General features: G+C 39.5%; 18 protein-coding genes. 10 read left to right on the top strand and 8 right to left on the bottom strand.

Going from position 1 to position 23,993, the window contains the following annotated elements; all coding sequences use genetic code 11:
• The first annotated feature begins 314 nt into the window (after positions 1 to 314).
• Positions 315 to 2,897: a TonB-dependent siderophore receptor gene (locus tag H5079_RS05815; protein WP_011329929.1), complete on the top strand. Its 2,583-nt coding sequence runs from the start codon at positions 315 to 317 to the stop codon at positions 2,895 to 2,897.
• 100 nt (positions 2,898 to 2,997) lie between these two features.
• The gene (locus H5079_RS05820; RefSeq protein WP_182683675.1) at positions 2,998 to 4,440 is read left to right on the top strand and encodes a sulfotransferase; all 1,443 of its coding nucleotides are present in this window, start codon (positions 2,998 to 3,000) and stop codon (positions 4,438 to 4,440) included.
• On the opposite strand, the gene H5079_RS05825 is transcribed toward H5079_RS05820, so the two are convergent.
• Positions 4,409 to 5,317 (bottom strand): alpha/beta fold hydrolase, encoded by a 909-nt coding sequence (locus H5079_RS05825; RefSeq protein ID WP_011329927.1) that lies wholly within the window; start codon positions 5,315 to 5,317, stop codon positions 4,409 to 4,411. The genes H5079_RS05820 and H5079_RS05825 overlap by 32 nt on opposite strands.
• Positions 5,318 to 5,447: 130 nt before the next feature.
• Here H5079_RS05825 and rlmF point away from each other — a divergent pair, with 130 nt between their 5' ends.
• Positions 5,448 to 6,380, top strand: a complete 933-nt coding sequence (gene rlmF / locus H5079_RS05830; protein WP_182683676.1) for a 23S rRNA (adenine(1618)-N(6))-methyltransferase RlmF — start codon at positions 5,448 to 5,450, stop codon at positions 6,378 to 6,380.
• 22 nt (positions 6,381 to 6,402) lie between these two features.
• Positions 6,403 to 7,407, top strand: a complete 1,005-nt coding sequence (ltaE, locus tag H5079_RS05835) for a low-specificity L-threonine aldolase (RefSeq protein WP_086994525.1) — start codon at positions 6,403 to 6,405, stop codon at positions 7,405 to 7,407.
• On the opposite strand, the gene H5079_RS05840 is transcribed toward ltaE, so the two are convergent.
• The 6 genes from H5079_RS05840 to H5079_RS05865 form a co-directional block, all read right to left on the bottom strand.
• Entirely contained in the window at positions 7,390 to 7,974 is a 585-nt protein-coding gene (locus tag H5079_RS05840) for a thymidine kinase (RefSeq protein WP_011329924.1), read from the bottom strand. The two genes, ltaE and H5079_RS05840, sit on opposite strands and share 18 nt — an antisense overlap.
• 91 nt (positions 7,975 to 8,065) lie before the next feature.
• Positions 8,066 to 8,533 (bottom strand): methylated-DNA--[protein]-cysteine S-methyltransferase, encoded by a 468-nt coding sequence (locus H5079_RS05845; RefSeq protein WP_086994528.1) that lies wholly within the window; start codon positions 8,531 to 8,533, stop codon positions 8,066 to 8,068.
• Positions 8,533 to 9,795 carry an RNA-guided endonuclease IscB gene (gene iscB, locus H5079_RS05850; protein ID WP_182683677.1) on the bottom strand — a complete coding sequence of 421 codons (1,263 nt, stop codon included), beginning with the start codon at positions 9,793 to 9,795 and terminating at the stop codon, positions 8,533 to 8,535. Before iscB ends, H5079_RS05845 begins: the two co-directional genes overlap by 1 nt.
• Before the next feature lie 272 nt (positions 9,796 to 10,067).
• The gene (locus tag H5079_RS05855; RefSeq protein ID WP_182683678.1) at positions 10,068 to 11,432 is read right to left on the bottom strand and encodes a DNA-3-methyladenine glycosylase 2 family protein; all 1,365 of its coding nucleotides are present in this window, start codon (positions 11,430 to 11,432) and stop codon (positions 10,068 to 10,070) included.
• A 157-nt stretch (positions 11,433 to 11,589) separates the two neighbouring features.
• A complete protein-coding gene (locus tag H5079_RS05860; RefSeq protein WP_011329920.1) occupies positions 11,590 to 12,072 on the bottom strand; it encodes a GNAT family N-acetyltransferase in 483 nt (160 codons plus the stop codon).
• A gap of 12 nt (positions 12,073 to 12,084) precedes the next feature.
• Entirely contained in the window at positions 12,085 to 16,842 is a 4,758-nt protein-coding gene (locus tag H5079_RS05865) for a PAS domain-containing protein (protein WP_182683679.1), read from the bottom strand.
• A gap of 254 nt (positions 16,843 to 17,096) precedes the next feature.
• Between H5079_RS05865 and H5079_RS05870 the strand changes: the two genes are divergently transcribed.
• The 5 genes from H5079_RS05870 (at position 17,097) to bfr (H5079_RS05890) (ending at position 22,534) form a co-directional block, all read left to right on the top strand.
• Positions 17,097 to 17,960, top strand: a complete 864-nt coding sequence (locus tag H5079_RS05870; RefSeq protein ID WP_179808292.1) for a cation diffusion facilitator family transporter — start codon at positions 17,097 to 17,099, stop codon at positions 17,958 to 17,960.
• A gap of 92 nt (positions 17,961 to 18,052) precedes the next feature.
• Entirely contained in the window at positions 18,053 to 19,123 is a 1,071-nt protein-coding gene (locus H5079_RS05875) for a PepSY domain-containing protein (RefSeq protein ID WP_182683680.1), read from the top strand.
• Positions 19,124 to 19,195: 72 nt separating this feature from the next.
• Complete coding sequence (locus tag H5079_RS05880) at positions 19,196 to 21,331, top strand: TonB-dependent receptor (RefSeq protein ID WP_182683681.1); 2,136 nt, start codon at positions 19,196 to 19,198, stop codon at positions 21,329 to 21,331.
• A 253-nt stretch (positions 21,332 to 21,584) separates the two neighbouring features.
• Positions 21,585 to 22,055 (top strand): bacterioferritin, encoded by a 471-nt coding sequence (gene bfr, locus H5079_RS05885; protein WP_011329914.1) that lies wholly within the window; start codon positions 21,585 to 21,587, stop codon positions 22,053 to 22,055.
• Between the two features lie 14 nt (positions 22,056 to 22,069).
• Positions 22,070 to 22,534 (top strand): bacterioferritin, encoded by a 465-nt coding sequence (gene bfr, locus H5079_RS05890; protein WP_011329913.1) that lies wholly within the window; start codon positions 22,070 to 22,072, stop codon positions 22,532 to 22,534.
• Between the two features lie 80 nt (positions 22,535 to 22,614).
• Here the strand turns inward: bfr (H5079_RS05890) and H5079_RS05895 are convergent, their stop codons facing one another.
• Positions 22,615 to 22,809: a (2Fe-2S)-binding protein gene (locus H5079_RS05895; RefSeq protein WP_011329912.1), complete on the bottom strand. Its 195-nt coding sequence runs from the start codon at positions 22,807 to 22,809 to the stop codon at positions 22,615 to 22,617.
• A gap of 570 nt (positions 22,810 to 23,379) precedes the next feature.
• On the opposite strand from H5079_RS05895, the gene H5079_RS05900 reads away from it, so the two are divergent.
• Positions 23,380 to 23,937: a TMEM165/GDT1 family protein gene (locus H5079_RS05900; RefSeq protein ID WP_182683682.1), complete on the top strand. Its 558-nt coding sequence runs from the start codon at positions 23,380 to 23,382 to the stop codon at positions 23,935 to 23,937.
• Positions 23,938 to 23,993: the final 56 nt, after the last annotated feature.

Here is a 23,993-nt window from a genome sequence, read left to right on the forward strand (position 1 = left end):
AACCCTCATTCAAACTCCCCTTAATTTAACCGTTTCCTTAATCAAGCTGCGCATTACAAGCAGCACACACTGTATTGTTGCAATTTCATACAAAACACCCTTGTTGTTAAATAATAGTTAATTATTAATTGCTCTACTTGTTTTTTCTCTATAGTCTATAAGCTGGACTCACAGGAAGTGGGCTTAATTTATTAAGCTTTAAGGAGTCAGCAAGTATTACCTTACTCCCCATGAAATGTGACTAGTCCGCTACAAAAATAACTCGTGTTACACAAACATGATTAACAAAACTATTCTAACTGGGGATATTTAGAATGAAATTAAAAAGTAATGTGCTAAACCAGGCAGTTAAATTTGCCTTAGCCACCACTACAGCCGGATTATTTATATCTGGCTCTGCGATTGCAGCCGACGCGCAAACAACAACCAAAGTTAATAAAAATCTAGAAAAAATTGCTGTTGTTGGTACACGCTCAGCACCTCGCTCTATTGGTGACTCACCGGTTCCTATTGATATTATTGGTGGTGAAGAGCTAAGCAAGTCAGGTAACACCGACATGCTAGAGCTATTAAAGGGCGCTATACCTTCATTAAACGTACACTCTATGCCAATTAGTGATGCAGCGTCATTAGTGCGCCCAGCTAACCTTAGGGGTTTACCATCAGACAGCACACTTATTTTATTAAATGGTAAACGCCGCCATCGCGCTTCTGTTATCGCCTTTTTAGGTGGTGGTATTAACGATGGTGCTCAAGGTGCCGATATTTCGGTTATTCCAAGTATTGCCCTTAAGCAAGTAGAAGTACTGCGTGACGGTGCTGCTGCACAATATGGCTCTGACGCTATTGCAGGGGTTATAAACTTTGTATTAAAAGATGCCTCTGAAGGGGGCTCTCTTGAAGTGCGTAAGGGCGAGTATTACGAAGGTGATGGCGACACCACTCAAGTTTCGGGCAATATTGGCCTTCCTTTTACCGACAATGGCTTTGCAAATTTAAGCTTTCAATATAAAACCGCAGATGCAACCAGCCGCTCAGTACAACGCTTTGATGCTAAAGCACTTAATGATGCAGGCGTACCCGACATAGCACCTATTACCCAAGTATGGGGCGCACCAGAAGTTAACGACGACATTTCAATTTTTGGTAATGTAGGTTTAGAGCTAACCAATAATTCAGAATTTTACATGTTTGGTAACTACTCTGAGCGCGATGTAAGAGGTGGTTTTTATTACCGTAACCCTCACACTCGCCCCGGTGCTTATTCAAACGATGGCGGCGATACTTTACTCGTTGGCGATTTAACCGGTGATATGAGTGGCAACTGCCCAACTATTGCCATTGATGATAACGTGCTTGATAATCCAGATTATATTAATGGGGTGGCAAATAACCCAGATTGTTTTGCATTTAATGAAATGCTGCCAGGTGGTTTTACACCAAACTTTGGCGGTAATATTACCGATGCGTCACTCACTATTGGTACTAAAGGTCAGTTTACTGATGGCTTTTTAAAGGATGTATATTACGATTTAAGTGGCACGGTTGGTTATAACGAATCTCGCTACTTTATTTACGACACGATTAATGCGTCTTTAGGCCCAGAAAGCCCACGTGACTTTAGCCCAGGTAAATACGAACAATTAGAGAAAAACTTTAACTTTGATCTATCCAAAGGTTTTGATTTTGGCCTAGCATACGATGTAAACATAGCATCAGGCCTAGAATGGCATGAAGAAACCTTTACTGTGATCTCTGGCGATGAAGCCTCGTTTATTGCAGGGCCACTTACCGATCAAGGTTTTGGTATTGGCTCAAATGGCTTTCCGGGTTTTAAACCCTCTGATGCTGGTGAATATAGCCGTCGTAACTACGCCGCTTATGTTGATATAGAAGCGCCCTTTACTGAAGAGTTTTTAATGGGCTTAGCCGTTCGTTTTGAAGATTACGATACCTTTGGCACAACTACTAACTACAAATTAATGGCTCAGTATCACTTAACTGAAGATTTAAATATTCGTGGTTCAATCAGCACAGGCTTTAGAGCGCCAACCGTTGGCCAAGCTAATGTGAGTAACGTACAAACAAACCTTAGTAGTGGTGTATTAGTAGATTCTGCATTATTACCACCTACTAACCCAATTGCGATACAACTTGGCGGGCAAGAATTAGAGCCTGAAGAATCACAAAGCTATACTTTTGGCGCTGTGTACACGCTAGGCGATTTATTTTTAACGGTAGATTATTACAATATTAAAGTTGATGAGCGCATTAGTCAATCTGATAAAATTGAACTTAGCCAAGCAGACAAAGACAAACTTACTGCCTCGGGCATTCCTAACGTACAAAACCTAGCACAGGTAAGCTTTTTTACTAATGACTTTGACACCACTACACAAGGTGTTGATTTAGTGGCTAACTACTCAACTGAGTTACTTAATGGCAGCTCAACATTTAGCTTAGCGTACAACTGGAATGAAACCGAAGTTACCCGCTCAACCATTATTACAGGGCCGTTTAAAGTAAGCCGTCTTGAGAATGACTTACCTAATCATCGTGCAACTCTAAGCTGGGCACAACAATGGGAAAGCTTCTCTGCGTTTACCCGCGTAAACTACTTTGGTGAATACCAAGGTGTGCATGTAGATTATGACGAAACAGCTAAAATGGCAGATGCTGCGGTTACCTTAGATGCTGAAATTACTTATTTTTTAAACGAATCAATGAGCTTTTCTGTAGGTGCACAAAACTTACTTGACCAAGAAGCTGAAAAACTTGATTTTAGTGGCGCTAGCGACTTTATCCCTAATAATAATTGGGGTGGTCAATACTACGAAACATCACCATTTGGTATTAACGGTGGTTATTATTACGTTAAAGCAACTTATACTTTTTAATCCTTATTGGTCATAAGGTAAAGGCGAAATGTGAAAGACATTTCGCCTTTTTCGCTGTATAGATAGTCAAGACAGAATCAACAGGAATGTTAAAGTTACAATGCTACTTAAAAAAGCGAATCAGTTACTGGCAGAAAACAAACTTAAAGATGCTGAGTTTTACTACAAAACAATACTTAAAGCCGATGCTGATAACGGCGAAGCCCTGTTTGGTTTAGGCCGAATTGCACTGCGCCTAGAGCGTAATGATGATGCTGTATATTTATTACAAAAAGCCTGTGAACGCCTGCCTTATATGCTTGAACCTCTACACGCACTTGCTGATGCATTTAATAATGTAAATTCACCAAATGATGCGCTAAAAGTGCTTGAGTACGCAAAAAACTTAGCCAGTAATAACCCCGACCCACATTACTATTTAGCCCAGCACTATTTAACGTATGGTGAGCTAGATAAAGCCCATACTACTTTTTCGCATGCACTGAGCTTAGGCGTTTACCCTGTTACAGCGTATATTTTGTTAGAGTTGGTACAATTGGGGCGTTTTGACAAAGAACATAACTACCTCAGTAACTTGCATCACTTGCTAACGCAAACTAATAATTTACGCCTTAAAATGGTGTGCTATTACGCTTTGGCAAAAAGTTACGACAAACTAGAGGATACTGATCAGGCGTTTAACTACTTTGTATTAGCTAACCAATTACAACGAAAACTAAGCGAATTTGATACCCAAGTTCTTACTGCTTTTTACGACGACATAATAAAATACAATACAGCTGCTCTTTTAAGCTCAGCGAATAAAAGTGTAAAAGGTGGCATTACCCCCTTATTCATAATTGGCATGCCACGCAGCGGCTCAACCCTACTTGAACAAATGTTGGTAAATCATAGCCAGTGCTCAAGCATGGGTGAAAGTATTAGTATAAGTAGTAATGTGATGGCTTTTTTAGAACAAAAAACCGGTTTTAGCTATCCACACTGTTTAGATCATTTAACACATGAGTTAATTAATAAGGCCCGCGACCTTTATATAGCAAAATTAAAAACAGCAAGCCCTTCTCGCCCCTTTGTTATTAATAAACTGCCAAGCAACTATCAAGCTATTGGGCTTATTTATATGCTATTTCCAAATGCAAAATTTATTAATTTAACCCGCGATTTTAATGCCACGGCATTTTCGGTATTTAGTAATTATTTTGCCGAAAACGAGCCTTACTTTTGCTCGTTAACCGAGTTTAAGCAATACCATAGCTTGTACGAAAAGTTAATGGCGCATTGGCAGGCGTTTCCGGCACTGCAAATATATAACCTAAGTTATGAGCAATTAGTAACGGACCCCAAAGGCCAACTCACTGCACTACTTAGGTTTATAGGTTGCTCGTTTGAAGAAAATTGCTTGGCATTTTATAAACAAAAAATCGCGGTTACCACACTCAGCAAACACGCTATACGTGAACCGGTTAATCTGCACAATGTTGATAAGTGGCAACGCTACAAAACGCCATTACTTAAGCTTTTGGCGCAGTCGCAAACCAATTAAGTACATCTTTAAACTGCTCATTGCGCGCATGCGGATGGGTTAACATATTAATATGGTCGTAATCTATTTTATGGCCATAACGACGTCCATAAATTTGCATTTTTTGTACCCCAGGACCCGACTCTTCCATAAACTTTTGAATATCTATTGGTTGTGCGAGGGCTTTATCTTTTGCGCCTGCAATATGCAGCGTTGGCGGCAAGGTTAATTGTGCAACGGCTTTAGCGTAATCAAAGTTATCGTCACTGTCTATCCAAGGTGTTTTTTTAGCCCACTGCATACTTTGCCAATGCGACTTTTGTGTTTCATCGTCACTGCCCCACTTTAAGCGTTTAGCCGGTAAGTACCCATGCTTTTTAGCCATTAACGGCGCCATAAAATACCAAATGAAATTAGCTTGAAGTAACTTTTTAGGGTGATTATTAAATAACGAACGCTTAGTGCCAAAGTAAGCACAGGCTTTTACGTCGTTAATATAATTTGGGAATCGTGCAAATGCGCTATTCATTAACACCCCACCCCAAGAGTGAGCCAGCCAATAATCTGGTTTTTTCCCCTCTAACTGCTCTATTTTATCTATAAATGCAGGAATATCTTCTAAAATAGCTTCGGTTTGACCATAACGAGCATGCTTGTCTATAACCGGTTTACTTTCACCACGACCACGTAAATCAGCCACATAACACACAAACCCTTGCTCGGCTAAAAAAGGCGCTAAGCCTTTGTTGCTATGGGTATAAAATATTTTACCGTTTTCTACCGCGCCATGCATAAAAAACGCCACTGCGCCATTTGGCTTATCGCTACTAATACGACGTAAATGCAGTGTTTGCTGATCGGCTAATGTTATAAATACTGATTGCTGAGTGATTGCCACAGTGAGTCCTTTTTAATTGCTAACAGCTCATCCTACCAGTAACAACCTCGTAGCCATAGGGAAAATTATCACGTTTTTATCTCGGTATTTGTTACAATTAACTTTTATTCCTGTTGTAAAAATAATCATCATGAAAGCAAGCACCTCACGCGCAAAACTACACCCTCGTAATCAACATTTAAATGGCTACGATCTTGACCTATTAACTGAGCAGCATCCTGCACTTTCTGCTTTTATTATTACAACACCTGCAGGTACAAAAAGTATTGATTTTAGCGATAACAAAGCGGTAAAAACCCTTAATCAAGCCCTTTTAAAAGCCCATTACAATGTAGATTTTTGGGATATTCCACAGCATAACTTATGCCCACCTATTCCTGGACGAGTAGATTATATTCATTATTTGGCCGACTTATTAGCCGACGATAACCAAACGCAAATTCCCACTGGCCGTCAAGTTAAAGTATTAGATATTGGCACCGGCGCTAATTTGGTTTACCCGCTCACAGGTGGGCATGAATATAACTGGCATTTTACTGGCACCGATATTGACCCTGCAGCCATTAAAGTAGCAAAACAAATTGCGCAATTTAATAATTTAAAAATAACCTTAAAACAGCAAAAAAATGCCGCAAATATATTCAAAGGAGTTATAAACAGTAAAGATCTGTTCCACTTAACGCTGTGTAACCCGCCGTTTCATGCCAGCAGCGAAGACGCTGTTAAAGGTAGCGAACGTAAATGGAAAAACCTTGGCAAAGCACCTAGCAGCACACTTAACTTTGGTGGCCAAAATAACGAGCTTTGGTGCGAAGGCGGTGAAGTGCAATTTATCTCTAATATGATTAAAGAAAGTGCAGCCGTTGCAGAGCAAGTAATGTGGTTTACCTCTTTGGTGTCGAAAAAAGATAATATTGCGGCTTTAGAGCAAGAATTAAAACAACACCCTATAGCCCAATATAAAATAGTTGATATGGCACAAGGGCAAAAAGTAAGTCGTTTTATTGCTTGGAGTTATTTTGATAAAGCCACGCGTGAGCAAATTTGCGAAGAACTCGAATAATAATATAGTAAGGATTAACCCTATGATAGATTTTCGCTCAGATACGGTAACTAAACCCTCTAAAGCTATGCGCGATATAATGTATAACGCCCCTGTAGGCGATGACGTATATGGCGATGATGAAAGTGTTAACCAACTAGAAGCATATGCATGTGAGCGCTTTGAATTTGCGGAGGCACTTTTTTGTAGCTCAGGTACTCAAGCTAACTTATTGGCGTTAATGGCACATTGTGAGCGCGGAGACGAATACATTTGCGGTCAAAGCGCCCATAACTATAAATTTGAAGGCGGCGGCGCAGCCGTTTTAGGCTCAATACAACCCCAGCCAATTGAAAACGAAGCAGACGGTACACTTTGCTTTAATAAAATAGCGGCGGCAATAAAGCCTGATGATAATCATTTTGCCAATACTCGCTTATTAAGCCTTGAAAACACCATAGGCGGTAAAGTACTTGCACTTGACTATCTTGCTGCAGCGCGCAAGTTTGTAAACCAACACAGCTTATCGCTACACCTAGATGGTGCTCGCGCGTTTAATGCAGCAGCCGATCTTAATGTGGATATAACTGCTATTACTCAGCACTTTGATTCTGTTTCGATTTGTTTATCTAAAGGGTTAGGTGCGCCGGTTGGCTCGTTATTGCTCGGTTCAAAAGCGCTGATTAGCAAGGCAAGACGCTGGCGAAAAGTACTTGGCGGCGGTATGCGCCAAGCAGGAATGTTAGCAGCAGCAGGGCAATACGCACTTGAGCATAATGTAAAACGCTTAAGCGATGATCATGCTAATGCGCGCTACCTAGCGCAGCAATTAAGTACACTTAATGGCTTTAACGTTAACATGAAAAACACCACCAACATGGTTTATGCCAGCTGCGAGCCTAATATAAATATACAGCAGCTAGCAGCTAATTTAAAAGCGCAAGGAATACTGTTTAGTCCAAGTAAGCAACTTAGGTTAGTAACTCACTTAGACATAACTAAAGCAGATATAGACACCTTTATAAAGGCATTAGCGGCCCATATTTAACGCGGCTTTATAATGTTTGCGGCACACCGATTCATACCGGTTGTTGCCGCCTATTTCTACTTGGTTACCATCGGCTATTGCATCGCCATTTTCATCGGTACGCAATACGTGGTTGGCTTTGCGGCCACAATGACACACAGTTTTAAGCTCTACTAGCTTATCAGCCCAAGCAAGTAAATACTGCGACCCGGTAAATAGCTCACCTCTAAAGTCGTTACGCAAGCCATAACATAGTACCGGAATACCCAGTTCATCAACCACATCGGTTAACTGCATCACTTGCTCTTTAGATAAAAACTGGCATTCGTCAACTAGTACACAATGGCGTTTTTTATCTTGATTTAGTGACTGTATAAGCGCAAACACATCTTTGTTTTCATCAAAAATATGCGCATCGGCTTGCAGCCCAATTCGCGAAGATACCTTGCCTACTCCCGCTCTATCATCAATTGCAGCTGTGAGGATCACCGGCTCCATACCACGCTCTTGGTAATTAAATGCAGATTGTAATAAAGTGGTTGATTTACCCGCATTCATTGCAGAATAATAAAAGTATAATTGCGCCATTGCTGTGCCTTCAGATAAAAAGTGCGCTTATGCTACCTCAAACGAACGTTAATACCAATTTGGTTTATGCATTTTATGCATTAAGAACTGATCATCCGGTTTCGTGCTGCAATAACCATTGTTTTCTTGCAAGTCCACCCGCATAACCTGTTAATTTTGCGTTTGCACCAATAATACGGTGGCACGGTACAATAATACTTATTGGGTTTTTGCCATTAGCAGCGCCAACAGCGCGCACCGCTTTGGGGTTGTTTAATACCTTAGCAATATCGCCATACGTTTTAAGTTCCCCATAGGGAACGTTAAGTAATGCCTGCCATACACTTTGTTGAAACACGGTTCCTTGGGTATCTAAAGGTACTGTAAAGGTAGTGCGCTGCTTAGCAAAATACTCATTAAGCTGCGCTGCGGCGCATAAAATAGCGGCATTAGTCACTTCGCTAAGCGCTGTAATGGGGTAATTTTTAGGAGGATAAAAACCCACATAGCTCACGCCGTTTTCGCTGCCTTGAATAATAATATCGTCGATAGGACTCGGTAGTAAGGTTTGAATTATCATCAGTTTACGGCAAGGATACTCGGTACTTTAGTGCCGAGAGGAATTGCCGCCTCCATTAGTTGAGTTAACGTAGTGGTTCGAGCAGAAATCCGAACCGTGTTTTTCTTAATGTTAGCGCTGGCGTGAACCTTATCACCTAAAATAGTTTCTAGGGCAAAGTAGCCTGAGCTACGCTTGCCTTTAACAAAACCAGTACCTTGTGGTGTTTGTACAAAGTCGTGTTTTTTTAGGCCAAATAGCTTGCCGACTGGTATCCGCTTTTCGGAGCGGATACCCTTTGTCTGTTGGTAGTCACCAGAAGCCACATGACGTTTACGTAAAACATGTTTGCCTTGTTGTACAAGCTCGCCATCTTCACAACAAATTGACACGGCATCATAGTAATGAGTTTTCGGCAAGCCCAATACTTGTTCGCGCTTAAATTTGGTCACGTAGCCAAACGTTTCTTCAAAATCCCAGCACTGTTTTAACTGGGCTTTGAGTATACCTATTTCAGTCGCATGTTTAGTCTTTGAGCGCTTCACTTTCAGCTCAAACTTTCCTGCATGTAAATCATTATGGCACGTCTCGCATAGCGCTATTAGGTTACTGGGTGCATCAGTGCCGCCCTGAGAACGAAATACTTTGTGGTGTACGTGCAGCTTGACGTTGTGCTTCGTTTTACGTCCACTTTGACATTTATAATTGTCACGTTGCAATACGTAGGCTTTAACGTTGTAGTAGCCCAGCAGTGCGCCTTGCTGGTAGCCGGCACTAGTCACAATTGGGTTAGTTATCTTGTGTATATCGAAGCTAGCAGTTTCAACCTTCCAATGTGAAATTGGTAAGATAGCTTCAACCTGCTTTTTCTCACGCAAGTGTGAATCAAGCTTGCTTTTTAGAGACGGTGCTAAGCGCCCCTCTTTACGCATTGAGGCACGGTTCAACCAACGTGCAGGGCGGTAGCGTAGCTTACGGTTTCTGCGAGTCCTTCGATACATTGCACGTTGCTGCATCTTTTTAGATACGTCAGTGCGCAAAGCCACCTCGCTTTGATAAATCACTTTACCATTTGCGATAGCTGCACAGCCAACGTGTTTACTGCCAGTATCCATGCCAGCAACTACGTGCTGAGTATGGCCGCTCGACCCATGCAATAATTTGATTGTGAACGGGGTACGTTTGACTACCTTAGCTTCGCCAGCTTTAAGCAGCTTACGTGCTTTAGCGGCCTTGCAAGGCATCAAAGGCTTCCCGTGCTTGTTAAGTACATACGCTAACATAGCGCGTATCTCCTTCGAGTAGTGCGTATAACTGTGCTTGAGGCACACAGCAAATTCGACTTCCTCTCGACCAGATAATTTAGCTTCGCAACGTGGTTGACTGCCCCTAACTCAATAGGACTGTTTACAGTGCCACGAAAGAGCTTGGAACTGAGGCGGCATTCCAAGGTTTCTACATCTAAATTATCGTTTACTAACATTTCTAATCCTCAGTTAGTGGTCTGGTCAACAAGCGCTTTTACAAGCTCATCCCTTTAGGGGTGAGTAGTTGACTATAATTGCTGCCATAGTTGAAAAGTTAAATATGATCGAAATGGCGCGCAGTTATCGCTGTTAAACACAGCCACAGCGGCTTGCGCTTTTTTAACACCTAAATCACCATCGAGTAAAATATCGGGCTGACTTTGGCCACGTAACTTTGCATAGTTTACCGTCCACGGGCCTATGCCCTTTAAATTTAGCCATAAATCTAAATCGTCACATTGTGGGTTTAACGTGCAAAACTGCGCCAAATTATACAATGCATTTTTACGCGCTTGAGGCATTTTAAAAAACGCAAAATCACTGTTTACCAATTGCTGTGGGGTTGGAAAATAAACAGCCCCGTTGCACTGCTCCCCCAACTCACTAACGAGTTTAGTTACTAAATTATGCGCAGCAGTAACACTTACTTGCTGCCCAAGTACCGCGCGAATGCCCGCTTCAAAACTCGACCAAATTCCTGGTAGGCGCAGCCCTTCGCTCACCGCAAATGCATTATTAATATTATCTTGTATATGCATTGTGATTAAATTTATATCGGCGTCTAAATCAAGTACTCGGCGAATATTGGTAATAACTTGCTGCAAGCAATGCGTATTATTAATCGTTATTGCCACTTTAAAGTGATTTTTGTGAGCTATAAACTCGGCATTAAAACGGCCTTTGCAGTGCTCGTCTGAAAATGTACGCCCATAACTTGTCGCTGTTATCCACTCCATAGGCGCAATTAAGCGTTTTGCTAAAAACTGCTGCATAGCAGGCCAATTATATGGCGGCCTAAAGGGAAGAGTTAAATTGAGAGTTGAGTTTACAATAGAGCTAGGTGCTTTATCGCTGCTGCGTAATTTTGAAGGGGCAATATTTAGTTGCTGTAAAAATGCGTCGTTAAAACGTCTAATGCTATTAAACCCCGCTGCAAAAGCAATCTGCGTTAGCGGCAGAGTGGTTTCTTGGATCAGTTTTTTAGCAAAATGACACTGATTGAAAAGACGGTATTGCGTGATCGAAATACCAAAGTGCTGAGTAAATAAACGCCTTAAATAACGGCTACTTACCCCTAACCTTGCCGCGAGTTTTTCGCAATCATAACAAGCACCTTGATCAATTAACTGTTTTGCTCGCAGTGCCGTGGTTTTAACTCCTTGCCAAGCAAAGCTCCCCGGCGCACTATCGGGCCTACACCGCATGCAGGGTCTAAACCCCGCTTTAGCAGCATTATGTGCATACTGATAATAGGCAACGTTTATTTCATTAGCCGTGGGGGCTGGGCATATTGGCCGACAATATATACCGGTACTTTTAACCGCCACATAAAAAAGCCCATCAAAACGAGGATCGCGACTCTGCCGTGCTTTTTGCCAGTGTTTATCATTCATAAACGCACACACTAATTACTAATAAGAAGCTTAAGCTTAAAGTATACGCCACACTTTACTAGCCAATTTCGGACCTTAACCATATAAGTTAACCAAAGGCAGGAGTTATATGGTTAAGTTACTGTTTATTATGTAACGTGTTAAAAGGCACTCTGCCTTATTTGGCAAAGTCGATTAACTCTTGCCCTGTTAAGCGATAAATAATCCATTCATTTTGCGGCTTAGCGCCCATACTATCGTAAAAGTCTATTGCGGGTTTATTCCAATCTAATACCACCCATTCAAAACGCCCACAATTTTTATTCAGCGCTTGATTTGCTAAGTGCTTCATTATTGCTTTACCTGCCCCTTTACCGCGGCTATCAGGGCTTACATATAAATCCTCTAGGTAGAGGCCGTTTTTACCAAGCCAGGTAGAGTAATTATAAAAATAAACAGCAAAGCCAATGGGCTCGTCGCCATCAAAGCATATAATGCTATGCGCTGTTGCGCCTTCACTAAAAAGGGTATCTAAAATGGCTTGTTCATTAGTTTTAACTGCTTGTGGCTCTTTTTCATAAATAGCGAGCTCATTAATAAAGTGCAAAATGGTTTTTGCATCACTTGCTTGCGCATCACGAATGTCAATTGTGTTTGTCATACTGCTTTAACCTTAAAAATATTGCTCTAATTTATCTTTTAAAATATCAAGTTCAATTGGCTTGCTTAAATAATCATTCATGCCAGCTGCAATACACCGCTCTTTGTCTGAATCCATGGCATTGGCTGTTAATGCTATAATTTTAATTGCTTTATGCTGCTCGCCAGCCTCACCTTTACGTATTGCAATAGTGGCATCATAACCATCCATAACCGGCATTTGGCAATCCATTAGTACAACTTGAAAGTAACCTGCTTCATGTTTTGCGAGTTCCTCTAAAGCACGTTGACCATTTTCGGCTAAGACTGTTTCGCAATTGAGCTTTTTAAGCATTAAAGTAGATACTTGCTGGTTTATTGGATTATCTTCAACCAATAATATTTTAGCAGGCTCAATGGTTTTGGCTTTGCGCAACGATGAAATATACCCAGATGTTACCAATGGCAGTGCTTCGTGCTGCTCGCTATTAGTAATAACCGAAAGCGCAGAAATTAAATCGGCGGTTGTTACTGGCTTTGGAAAGTAAGCCTGAAAGCCTGCATCAAAATAGCGCTGAGCCCCCTCTAAGCCTGCAATACTGGTCATCATTACTAATGGCATATGTTTGTAATCTGCATGCGCTTTTAATACTTCACATAACTCTATGCCATCCATGCCGGGCATTTGCATGTCTAATACAGCTATGTCATACATGCCCTGATTGTTTTTAACTCTATTTTCACAAATTAGCAGCGCATGTTCGGCATTATTTGCCAGCTCAACATTAGCTCCCCAGTGCTTGAGCTGCTCTGAAATAACCAAACGATTTGTTTCGTTATCATCAACCACCAATATACTTAACCCATTAATATTAGCCTTTGGCATATAGCGCTCTTGTTGATCGCCCTTTAGCACCTCCATGGTGACGATAAACTCACTCCCTTGGCCAGCATTACTTTTAATTGCAATAGCGCCTCCCATTAGTTCACATAACTGCTTACTAATAGCAAGACCAAGGCCAGTGCCTCCATATTCTCGAGTAGTAGACGCATCAACTTGCATAAAAGGCGCAAATAACTGTTGTTGTTTTTCTTTGCTAATGCCAATACCAGAATCTTTTACGCTAACTTGCAGCATTAGCTGGGCCTCAATACGCTCAATAGATGCGCTAACCACCACTTCGCCTTCGTTTGTAAACTTAACGGCATTACTTAATAAATTAGTTAATACTTGGCGTATTCTCCCTGGATCGCCACTTAACTGCGATGGCTCTAAGGCAACCAAATCTAAAATTATTTCTATGCCTTTATTTTGAGCTGTTAATGCTTGCGCAGCGGCTACTTCCCCAATTAAATCGCGGGCATTAAAATTAATACTCTCTAGCTCAATTTTACCTGCTTCTGCTTTTGAAAAATCTAAAATGTCGTTTATTACACCCAGTAATGATTGCGCACTGGTTTTAGCAATTGCTACTTTAGTTTCAATAGGCTTGGGCAGTTGCTCTAACTGAATAAGCTCAAGCATGCCTAAAACACCATTCATTGGCGTACGTATTTCATGGCTCATAGTTGCTAAAAACTGACTTTTTGCTACACCGGCTTCTTTTGCCAAAACCAAAGCTATTTTTAATTCCTCAGCGGTTTGTTTACGGCGTTGTGACACTAAGGTACTGCCTACTAAAGTTGCTAAAGAGCGTAAGTAGGTTTCTTCACTTTGCGTCCATTGGCGAAACTCCCCAACGGTTTCTGCGCATAAAATACCTAAATTTCCGTCACCGGTTGTAATAACGGCATCTAGCATAGATTTTATATTATTAGGTTTTGCATAATGCTCAATAAAATCAACGGTAGCGGGATGATTATAAACATCGTCAATAGCTATTAAGTTTTGTTTATAAATAGCTTCGTAGTAGGCAGGGTAATCCTCTGCACTGAGCTGTGCATTACAGCAATCAACACCTTGCCCTTGTATATTTAAACTATGGCAAATCATTAAATCGCGTTGTTCGTTAAAAATCCAAATAGAAGCGCGCTGTACATCAAGCACTTCACACATAGACTTAACGGCTAATTTTTTTACCTCTGCCACATCACTGCTTTGCACTTCAGGTGCAACAGTAAGCATGGCTAAGCTTTTGTTATAACGATTGGCTTTTTCGCTTTCAAGCTCAAGTCGCTTATGCGCATCAATACTTTGAAAAGAGCCAAAAACACGAATGCACTGGCCGTTTTCAAACTCACTTTGCCCTATTGACTTAACCCAACGTTCTTGGCCAGTGTAAGTAACAATAATAAGCTCAATATTCCAGCTTTTCCCACTACTTATTGCACTTTCAAAAAGGGCATTAATTTTATCTCTGTGATAGCCTTCTTTATAATGATTTATTGCGGTGGCTATATCTGGAGAGTAACTCTGTGGCACTTCGTGAATTGCGCGTACTTCGTCTGACCAATAAAGCGTTTGCGCTTTTAAGTCTATTTCCCACGCACCTATTTGCCCCTGTTTACTCATAGATTCAAGCAGGCTTTGCTGACGTGTTATTTTTAATTGCGCCTGATAACGCTCTGTAATATCGAGTATAAAACCATCTAAATATAATACGTTTCCGTCAGTGTCATAAATGGCTTGGCCTTTTTCATTTACCCAACGTACTTCATTACCTTGCGTTATGATCCGGTATTCAACAGACCAAGGCGTGTGCTCGTCAATGCACTTAATAATCGTTTTTTCAATATCGTCACGATCGTCCGAGTAAATTATTTCTAAATAACTTAACTGCTTATTCTCTAATATTGCCTCAGCGTCATAACCCGTAAGCTCTTTAGTTTGCTTACTCATATAAAGCATAGTCCACACTTTATCGTACTTACAGCGATAAATAATGCCTGGAATATTGCCTACTAACGAGGCAAATTGGTCTCGACTATTTTGTAATTCTAGCTCTGTTGCTTTTTGTTCTGTAATATCCAAATGGGTACCTATCATCCGCTTTGGTGAGCCATCATCATTCCATTCAACCACTTTTGCAGTGTCTAGTATCCATACCCAATGACCTTGTTTATGTTTCATACGTGCTTCATTGACGTAATAGTTTGTTTCACCAGAAAAATGAGCGTTTAATTTTTGCTCCGAAACTATTAAATCGTCCGGGTGGGCATACTTATACCAAGTGCCTATTACTGCTGGGCCTAACTGATCTAAGGTATAGCCAATTATTTCAGCCCAACGGTGATTAAAAGTGACTTTACCTGTGTCAATGTACCAATCCCAAATTCCCACAGCGGTAGTATCTATTACCAACTGTAGTTGTGCTTTATGCTCTTCTAGCTCTATTTCTTGTAACTTTAATGCGGTTAAATCTGTTCGAATGGCTATATAGCTTTGTGGCTTAGCATTTTCATCTAAAAATGGCGCTATGGTGGTATCTACCCAATATAAATTACCTTGCTTGGCTTTATTACATATTTTCCCATGCCATACTTTTCCCTGTTTTAGGGTTTGGTACATTTCTTTAAAAAACTGTTTTGGGTGAGTGCCCGAATTAAGAATACGGTGATTTTTACCTATTAACTCGTGTTCGTCATAACCACTTATTTCACAAAACTTTTTATTAACAAAAGTGATAGTGCCTTTTAAATCTGTTGCAGCCACAATCGCGTGCTCATCAAGTGCACTTTTTTGCTCTGCTAAGTGCCTTAGCACAACCTGTAGTTCAGCCCCTTGTTTATAAAACTCTGTTAGTTGTTGCTGTTTATTTTCGGCCAATTTACACAGCTTACTCGATAACAAATTAAACTCTTGGCTGTCGGGTAAAATAGGTACTTGGGTGCTTTTCCCCTTGGTAATTTTATCAACAAGGGCTGTTAAGCGCCTTAATGGATGAAACAATACTCGACCAAACCACCAAGAGCACGCTAAAACAGCCAACAACATAAGCAGTGTTGCCAAAGCAAAATACTTAATAGAATAAGTATTTGTTAGCTCCTGAACATTCGGCTTAGACACTAATAGCAGCCAGCTTTGATCACCCAAAAAATTCAGCTGACTAACAAAGCCATACATTACATCATTATTTTCGTTGTTATAGGTAAACGTTTTTTGCATTAATTGTGTTTTATTTAATAATGTTTGCTCTGTTGATGGCTGTTGGTTTAATAAAGGCAAACTATTACTTGGCAATAAACTAAAACTAAGCTCGCTGTTTTTAGCATACATTGCATTTAATTGATTCATTAGCCACTGGGGGTTTATATCGGCTAAAAGAATACGGCTTAATTGTTGCTCCGTATTATATATACCAAGCGCAATAATAAAATGTGGTTGTTTTTCAATTAAAAATGATTGAAATGAAGGCGTTGCATGCTCACTCAAGCTAGTATGGATATTAGTTAACGATTGAGGAGCTATTTTGCTAATAAAAGAAGATGTAGGTGTAGCAAGCAAAGCTGCGCTATCTATTAGCTCTACATTATTTACAAATTCGTATACGTTAACAAACTCAGTTATTGCACTTTGTTGTTGCACAGAGTTAGTCGTTAACTGGTTTTTAAGTAACTTAAAATCTTTAATATAATCAGCCAGCCAAAAGCGACTAAACTGCTGAGCAATATTTGTTACCTGTTGTAATTCAGTTTGGGCGTGTTGTTCTAATGTATTATTTATTCGCTTAAAGCTCAGCCAAGAAAACAAACACAAAGGTATTAATGCAATAACTACAAAGGCTATAGTTAGCTTACTTTGTACAGACTGTCCTTTACCTGCTAGCTTTGTGAAGCTCAAACCTTTATTCATACCTGAATTACCTAGTAATTTTACCCATTTTAATACTATGTATTAATGCATTAAAAAGCCTAAGACGCAAGTTTTGCGCTAATAAGCCCATGAATTTTTTATGTGTTTTACAAACAGTACTGCTACCTGGCTTTTAACTAAATATACGCCTAAGTAGACACAATGAGTTAGCTAAGTTTCATCAAGCCCCGTGTAGCTGTTTTTAGCTGCTCGTGATATAACAATCTTAATATAAGTAGTTACTTGGGGATATTATGGGTCATGACCATGCACACAGCCATGTAGACGACAGCCAAAGTAACAAGCAACTCGCGCTAGCTGTTGCCATTAATGTTCTGCTTACTGTTGCGCAAGTTATTGGCGGAATATTTTCTGGCAGTTTGTCACTCATGGCAGACGCACTGCATAATCTTAGTGATGCAGCCGCTATATTTATTGCCCTTGTTGCGCGTAAAATTGGTAACAAACCTGCCGATAACACACATCACTTTGGCTACAAGCGCGCCGAAATTTTAGCTACTTTGTTCAATAGCAGTACATTAATACTGATAGGTGTGTATTTAATTTTTGAAGCTATGAGCAGTTATTTAAACCCGCAGCCAATTGATGGTTGGATCATAGTGTGGGTGGCTGCATTTGCCCTGCTAATAGATTTAATCACTGCACTTTTAACTTACCGAGCTGGCGCAAATAGCAGTATGAATATAAGAGCAGCTTTTATTCATAATGTATCTGATGCGATGGCGTCTGTTGTGGTTATTGTTGCAGGTACTTTAATTATTTTGTACCAGTGGTATATAGTTGATTTAATTGCGACAATTTTAATTTCTATTTATGTTATTTACCATGGCGTGTTACTGCTTAAACAAAGCTGTCGCATTTTAATGCAAGCTGCGCCTAATAACTTTGATACCCAAGCTGTTACATGCGCTCTCACCAAAAACTTTAATATAGAGCAAGTAATAGCTATAAAAGTATGGCAATTAGATGATAAAACCAGCCATTGCGAACTGCTGATTAACGCTCATAACTCACTTGATTTAGCAGCCGTTAAACACTTTTTACAGCATAATTTTAATATTGAAAACTGCATAATAGAAAAGCACAATAATTTATAATAAAAATAGCTTTATAAACAAATTTTCAATTGAAAACTGCTCTCATTATCATTTACAATTAGGGTTCTTAGCTCACAATTGAGATGCCGTTTTTGAAACTTTGGTTACGTAAAATTCATTTGACACTTGCCCTACTCAGCGGGTTGTTTTTATTAATAGTGAGCCTCAGCGGAGCGGTGTTAATTTACGCAAAAGATCTACAACACCTTATCCAGCCCGAAAAATGGCTAGTAACGCCTGCAGAAAAACCGCTAAATTTCGACACTTTAATAAACAGTGTGCAAACTCAAACCCAACAAAAAACTGTTTTTTTAATGCCTGAACAAAACCCTACTATGGCATGGCAGTTTAGATTAGCTAATAATCACTACGCGAGCGTAAACCCCTACACCAGCAATGTTATTTATACTTACCAAAGTACAGATACAATTTATGGTTTTACGCTTGCTTTGCATCGCTGGTTATTATTTGAGAGCAGTGACGGTAATAAACCATTTAAAAATTGGATGTCGGTATGTGCATTACTGCTGTTAATAAACGTATTAATAGGCTTTTATTTATGGGTAAAACCTAAAAACCGGATAAAACGTTTAGCTATAAAACCTAAAGCAAAACTAAGAGTACTGCTGTATCAGCTGCATACTGTGTTGGGAGTTTACTTTTTTGTGCCATTAATACTGATTGCCTTTACGGGTATGGCGTTTAATTGGAAAACGCAAACGCAGTCTGTTTTAGAACTGGTAACACAAAATAAAGTAACAAACAGACCTGCGCCTCCCAAAATAACTGCACCTAAAAATACCGAATTACAATACAATTTAGCAATTAATAATGCTCAAGCCATATTTCCTAAAGGTGAGCTATATAGGGTATACTTGCCTAAAAAAGCGGATGACGCGATTGCTTTAAGAATACAAAATCCCGGCGAAAGCCACGCTTACAGCTGGGTTTGGACTAATCCATTTACTGGTAAAGTATTAAACTCATTTGACGCCAGTAAAACCAATTTCACCACACAAGCATGGAACTTTAAATATGCCTTTCATATTGGTAATTTTGCTGGGCCAGTTGTACAGTTTTTATGGCTACTAATAACCCTATCACTGAGCTTTTTTATTGTAACGGGTGTTTACTTTTGGTTAAAAAGACGAAATCGAAAATAATTATCATTAACACTTGTGGCCGCTATTGTTAATAGTTATCATTACCAAAATTAATTATTTATCTGAGTTACCATGTTAAAAACCTCACTTTGCTTACTTAGCGTCGCTGTTAGTGCTTGCGCAATTGCCGATGAAAATAGTAAAAACAAATATTCTGCTGATCAGTTAGAACACGTTATTGTGTCGGGTAGTCGTATATTTGAAAGTATTGATGAAGTTCCTGCTTCAATTACTGTTATAAATCAGCAGCAAATTCAACAACACTTAAAAGTAAACCCAGAACTAAGCAGCTTACTCGCACAAATGGTACCAGGATTGGCTCCTAGCACCGGCAGCTCCAGTAACTCAGGCCAAACACTGCGTGGTCGCGCACCTTTAGTTATGATTGACGGCGTACCACAATCAACTCCACTGCGTAACGGTTCATTAGGCATAAAAACGCTAGATGCCAGTGCCATTGCACGCATAGAGGTTATTAAAGGAGCAACCTCGATTTATGGTAATGGCGCTGCTGGCGGCATAATTAACTACATAACAAAAAAAGCGAAAAGTGACGGCCAGCCTGAGGGCGAAATTAGTATTTCTAGCCGCTTTAGTGCTGTTAAGCTTGATGAAAGTGCCGGTGCAAGAATATCGGCAGCTATAAATGGTGGCTTAGATAAGTTTAGCTATTTAATAAGCGCCAGTTACGAGCAAAACGGTGTACAACGTGATTCAGAGGGTGATATTTTAGGCTTGCAATATGGTTTGTCCGACTCAGAAACACAAAACTACTTTACTAAACTAAGCTACGATTTTGATGATGATAAGCAACTAGAGTTTAGTTATAACTTTTATAGCTCACAGCAAAAAACTGATTTAGGGGATGTTACTGGCGACGGTAACATAGGTGAAAAAACCTATGCGATTCACGTACCCAAAGAGCTGCAAAAACCAGGTAAACCGCAAGGCCCCGAAGGCAATGTAAATATTACTCTTAAATACCTAGATTACGCCTTATTCGATAACACCCAAATGACCTTAGATCTGTACAAGCAAAATATAGAAAATGTATTTTTCTTTTCAACTAATTTAGCCAATCTTGATGATGGTTATAGCGGTGGTCAATCTGTTATAAAGTCAGATAAACTAGGCGCAAGAGCCACATTTAATAGCCAATTTGACTTTGATAATCTAACAACCACCTTAATATATGGTATTGATGCCCTAAACGATAAAACCTCACAACCTTTAGTTGATGGCCGTATATGGGTTCCTGAAATGGACATGGATAGTGTTGCTGGTTTTTTACAAACAAAGTGGGTAATTAACGACGATATTATTTTAAAAGCCGGTGTAAGAAAAGAAAGCATAGATTTAACGGTAGCCGACTATCAAACATTAAAGCTATGCAGAACCGCTACGCAATGTTCAGTACCACTTAGTGTGCGCGGCGATACCATAAATTACGATGCAACAACTTACAATGCTGGCATTAAATATAATTTAAGCCCTGCCTTTAGCCCATTTTTTAGTTACTCGCAGGGCTCTGATATATCAGACATAGGCATACTATTGCGCGCAGCTACTGTAAACGATATAGCGCTTATTCAAACACAAGCATCAATTATAGATAACTACGAAGTAGGTTTCACCTCACAATTTGATGACCTGCGCTTTGAACTAGCAGCATATAAAAGCACGTCTGAGCTAGGAACCAGCAATAAATTTAACGATGTAACAGGCGTTTATGAGCCAATACGCGCGCCGCAAAAAATATGGGGCTTTGAAGGCTTAGTAAATTATGCCATTACCCCACAACTTAAATTAGTTGCCACATATAGCTACGTTGAAGGTAAAGATACCCAAGCCGATGAATACTTAGGTGCTAAACAAATTAGCCCACCAAAAGCGACAGCCAATTTAGCGTGGCAGGCCAGCGACGACATAGCTCTTATATTTAGCTATTTATACGTTGGCGATAGAAAGCGCTTTGATAAAAACGAACAAGGCCAATACGTTGGCGATCAAGGTCCTGTAAGTAGTTACGATATAGTTAATTTGAGTGGTCAATATCAAATTACTCCACAATGGAGCAGCTATTTTGGGGTCGAAAATTTATTTAACAGCGACTACTACCCTGCTCGTGCGCAATCATATACTTATGGTGGCTACAATATTAAAGGGCTAGGCACTACGGCAACTCTCGGTGCTAAATATCAATTCTAACTGATTTAAGTAACTTTAAAGGCATGTTAAGCATGCCTTTTTAAATTATATTAAAATATGTGTATTAACCCTCATCTCGCTCAATTAACAATACCTATTATAAAAATTAAAAACTGCTTACAAACCAAGTAATAACGCAAACTTAAATAAGAATCAAAACCAATAGTAACACAATGATTTTTATAGAGAAAACTTGCAATAGCTGCAGTTTGCACTACACTGGTCGCAATTGAACTTGTTAAGGTGATCTATCATGAAAGGTAATCAAAAAGTAATCGACGCATTTAATACATTGTTAGCCAACGAATTAGCAGCAATTGACCAGTATTTTATTCATTCGCGCATGTACGATGACTGGGGATTAGCTAAACTTTATGAGCGCCTTAACCACGAAATGGAAGAAGAGAAAGATCATTGTGACTGGTTAATAAAACGCATTCTATTTTTAGAAGGTGTGCCTAACATGACTAAACGTCGTGATTTATTAATTGGCACCGATGTTAAAAGCATGATGCAAAACGACTTAACACTTGAGCTTGAAGTAGTAGCTAGCGTAAAAGACGTAATCGCAATATGCGAAGAACAACAAGACTATCAATCTCGTGCCATTTTAGAAAAACTATTATTTGATACCGAAGAAGATCATGTTTACTGGTTAGAACAGCAACTTGGTTTAATTGATAAGATTGGAACGCAAAATTATCATCAAGCACAAATGGCTTAGTAGGAGTATATAGTATGAAAGGCGATAAAGACGTTATTGCAGCACTAAATAAAGTACTCGCTAACGAGCTTGTTGGTATTAACCAATACTTTTTACACGCACGTATGTTTAAAGATTTTGGCTTTAGTAAATTAGATAAAGCAGACTACAAAGTATCAATTCAAAAAATGAAAAACGCGGATCGTTTAATTGAACGTATTTTGTTTTTAGAAGGCTTACCAAATCTTCAAGACCTAGGCCGTTTACGTATTGGTGAAAACAGCGAAGAAATGATTGCTGCCAATATGAGCTTTGAACTTGATACAATTGATGAGTTACGTAGCGCAGTTAAACTGGCTGAAAGTAAAAAAGATTATATTACTCGTGAAGCCCTTGATCACATTTTAAATGAACAAGAAGAGCAAATTGATTGGTTAGAAACTCAGCAATTACTGATTGAAAATACCGGCTTAGAAAACTACCTACAGTCGCAGCTGTAATAGTAATTAACACGCATAAAAAAAGCAGCTTAAAGCTGCTTTTTTTATATCTAAATTTTGTAATGTAATTTTTAACTAAATTAAGCCACTTGATCCGTTATATCGGCAATTTGAATAAGCTTACGATTAAGGATCTTTTTAGTACAACCACAACACTTACCGCATTGGCTGCCCACTTTAAGCTCTTTAGTTAACTCACGCATGGTTGTTGCACCATCGTCAATTGTTTGTTCAATTTTTTTATCGGTCACACCGTGACATAGACAAATATACATGAATACAAACCACTCTCAATTACATTTAGTAGGTGCATACTAATCTAAATGGTAATGGTTATCAAACACTTTTTGCAGTTAATTATTTATTTTTTGATCTTATTTTAAGCAATGCTACACAGGTTAAAATAATCAGCGACTGTTTAAAAAAGTATATGTTCCAAAATTGTATGTCCGTCGAGGCCCTGTATTCAATTTTTAAAACAACCACTGAGCACCTGTACGCTTAAGCTATTCGTTTTAATTACTTATAGCGCTTAATCTATGGTTCACGATTTACTATCTAAAAGGTTTGTGGAATAATGCGCGTCTCTTAGGGGAGTAGCCCGCTTAGTAATATCAATCGTGTTGGAAAAGTGAGTAATTATAGCCTTGTATATCGCTACAATAACCACGCTTTAATATTATTGGTGTCACAAGTAAACTTATCAACATAATTGCACCTCACGTGCGTGGTAAGTTTGTAATGTTGTAGCAAGCATTATCGGCGAGACCTAGGTAGATAACTATCCTCAAGGCGGGAGATAGCTATTTGCCTTGGTTTAGTATTCCCGCCTGTAAGTAGTTGTAATGGAAATATTTTTAACCTCAACCGTCACTGTTGCCCTTGCGGAAATAGGCGATAAAACTCAGCTTTTATCGTTACTGCTCGCTGCTCGTTTTCATAATAAAATTGCACTCATTTTAGGTGTATTAGTCGCAACTATTATTAATCATGGCTTATCTGCTTGGTTTGGAGATTGGCTTAGTGGTAATTTTGCTATTGAGTACCTACCTTGGGTTGTGAATATTAGTTTTATTGTGGTTGGCCTTTGGCTGCTTATTCCTGATAAAGATGAAGCCGTGAGCCATAAATACGATCGCTATGGCGCATTTTTAGTCGCTTTTGTATTGTTTTTTATTGCTGAAATTGGCGATAAAACACAAATAGCCACTGTGCTACTTGGCGCACAATATCAATCAGTATTGTGGGTTACTATTGGTACAACTGTGGGTATGTTAATTGCCAACGTACCGGTTATTTATGCAGGTAATGCGCTACTAAAACGTATTCCTTTAAATAAAGTGCGAATAATTGCAGCCAGTGTTTTTGTGCTGTTAGGGCTATATGGCTTAACAACTATTTAGGCTCAATACTTTTATTATTAAAAGCCCTCTGCTCATTATCCATAAACGAGGGCTTT

Source organism: Pseudoalteromonas sp. SG44-5, assembly GCF_014164175.1.
Lineage (GTDB): Bacteria > Pseudomonadota > Gammaproteobacteria > Enterobacterales > Alteromonadaceae > Pseudoalteromonas > Pseudoalteromonas nigrifaciens.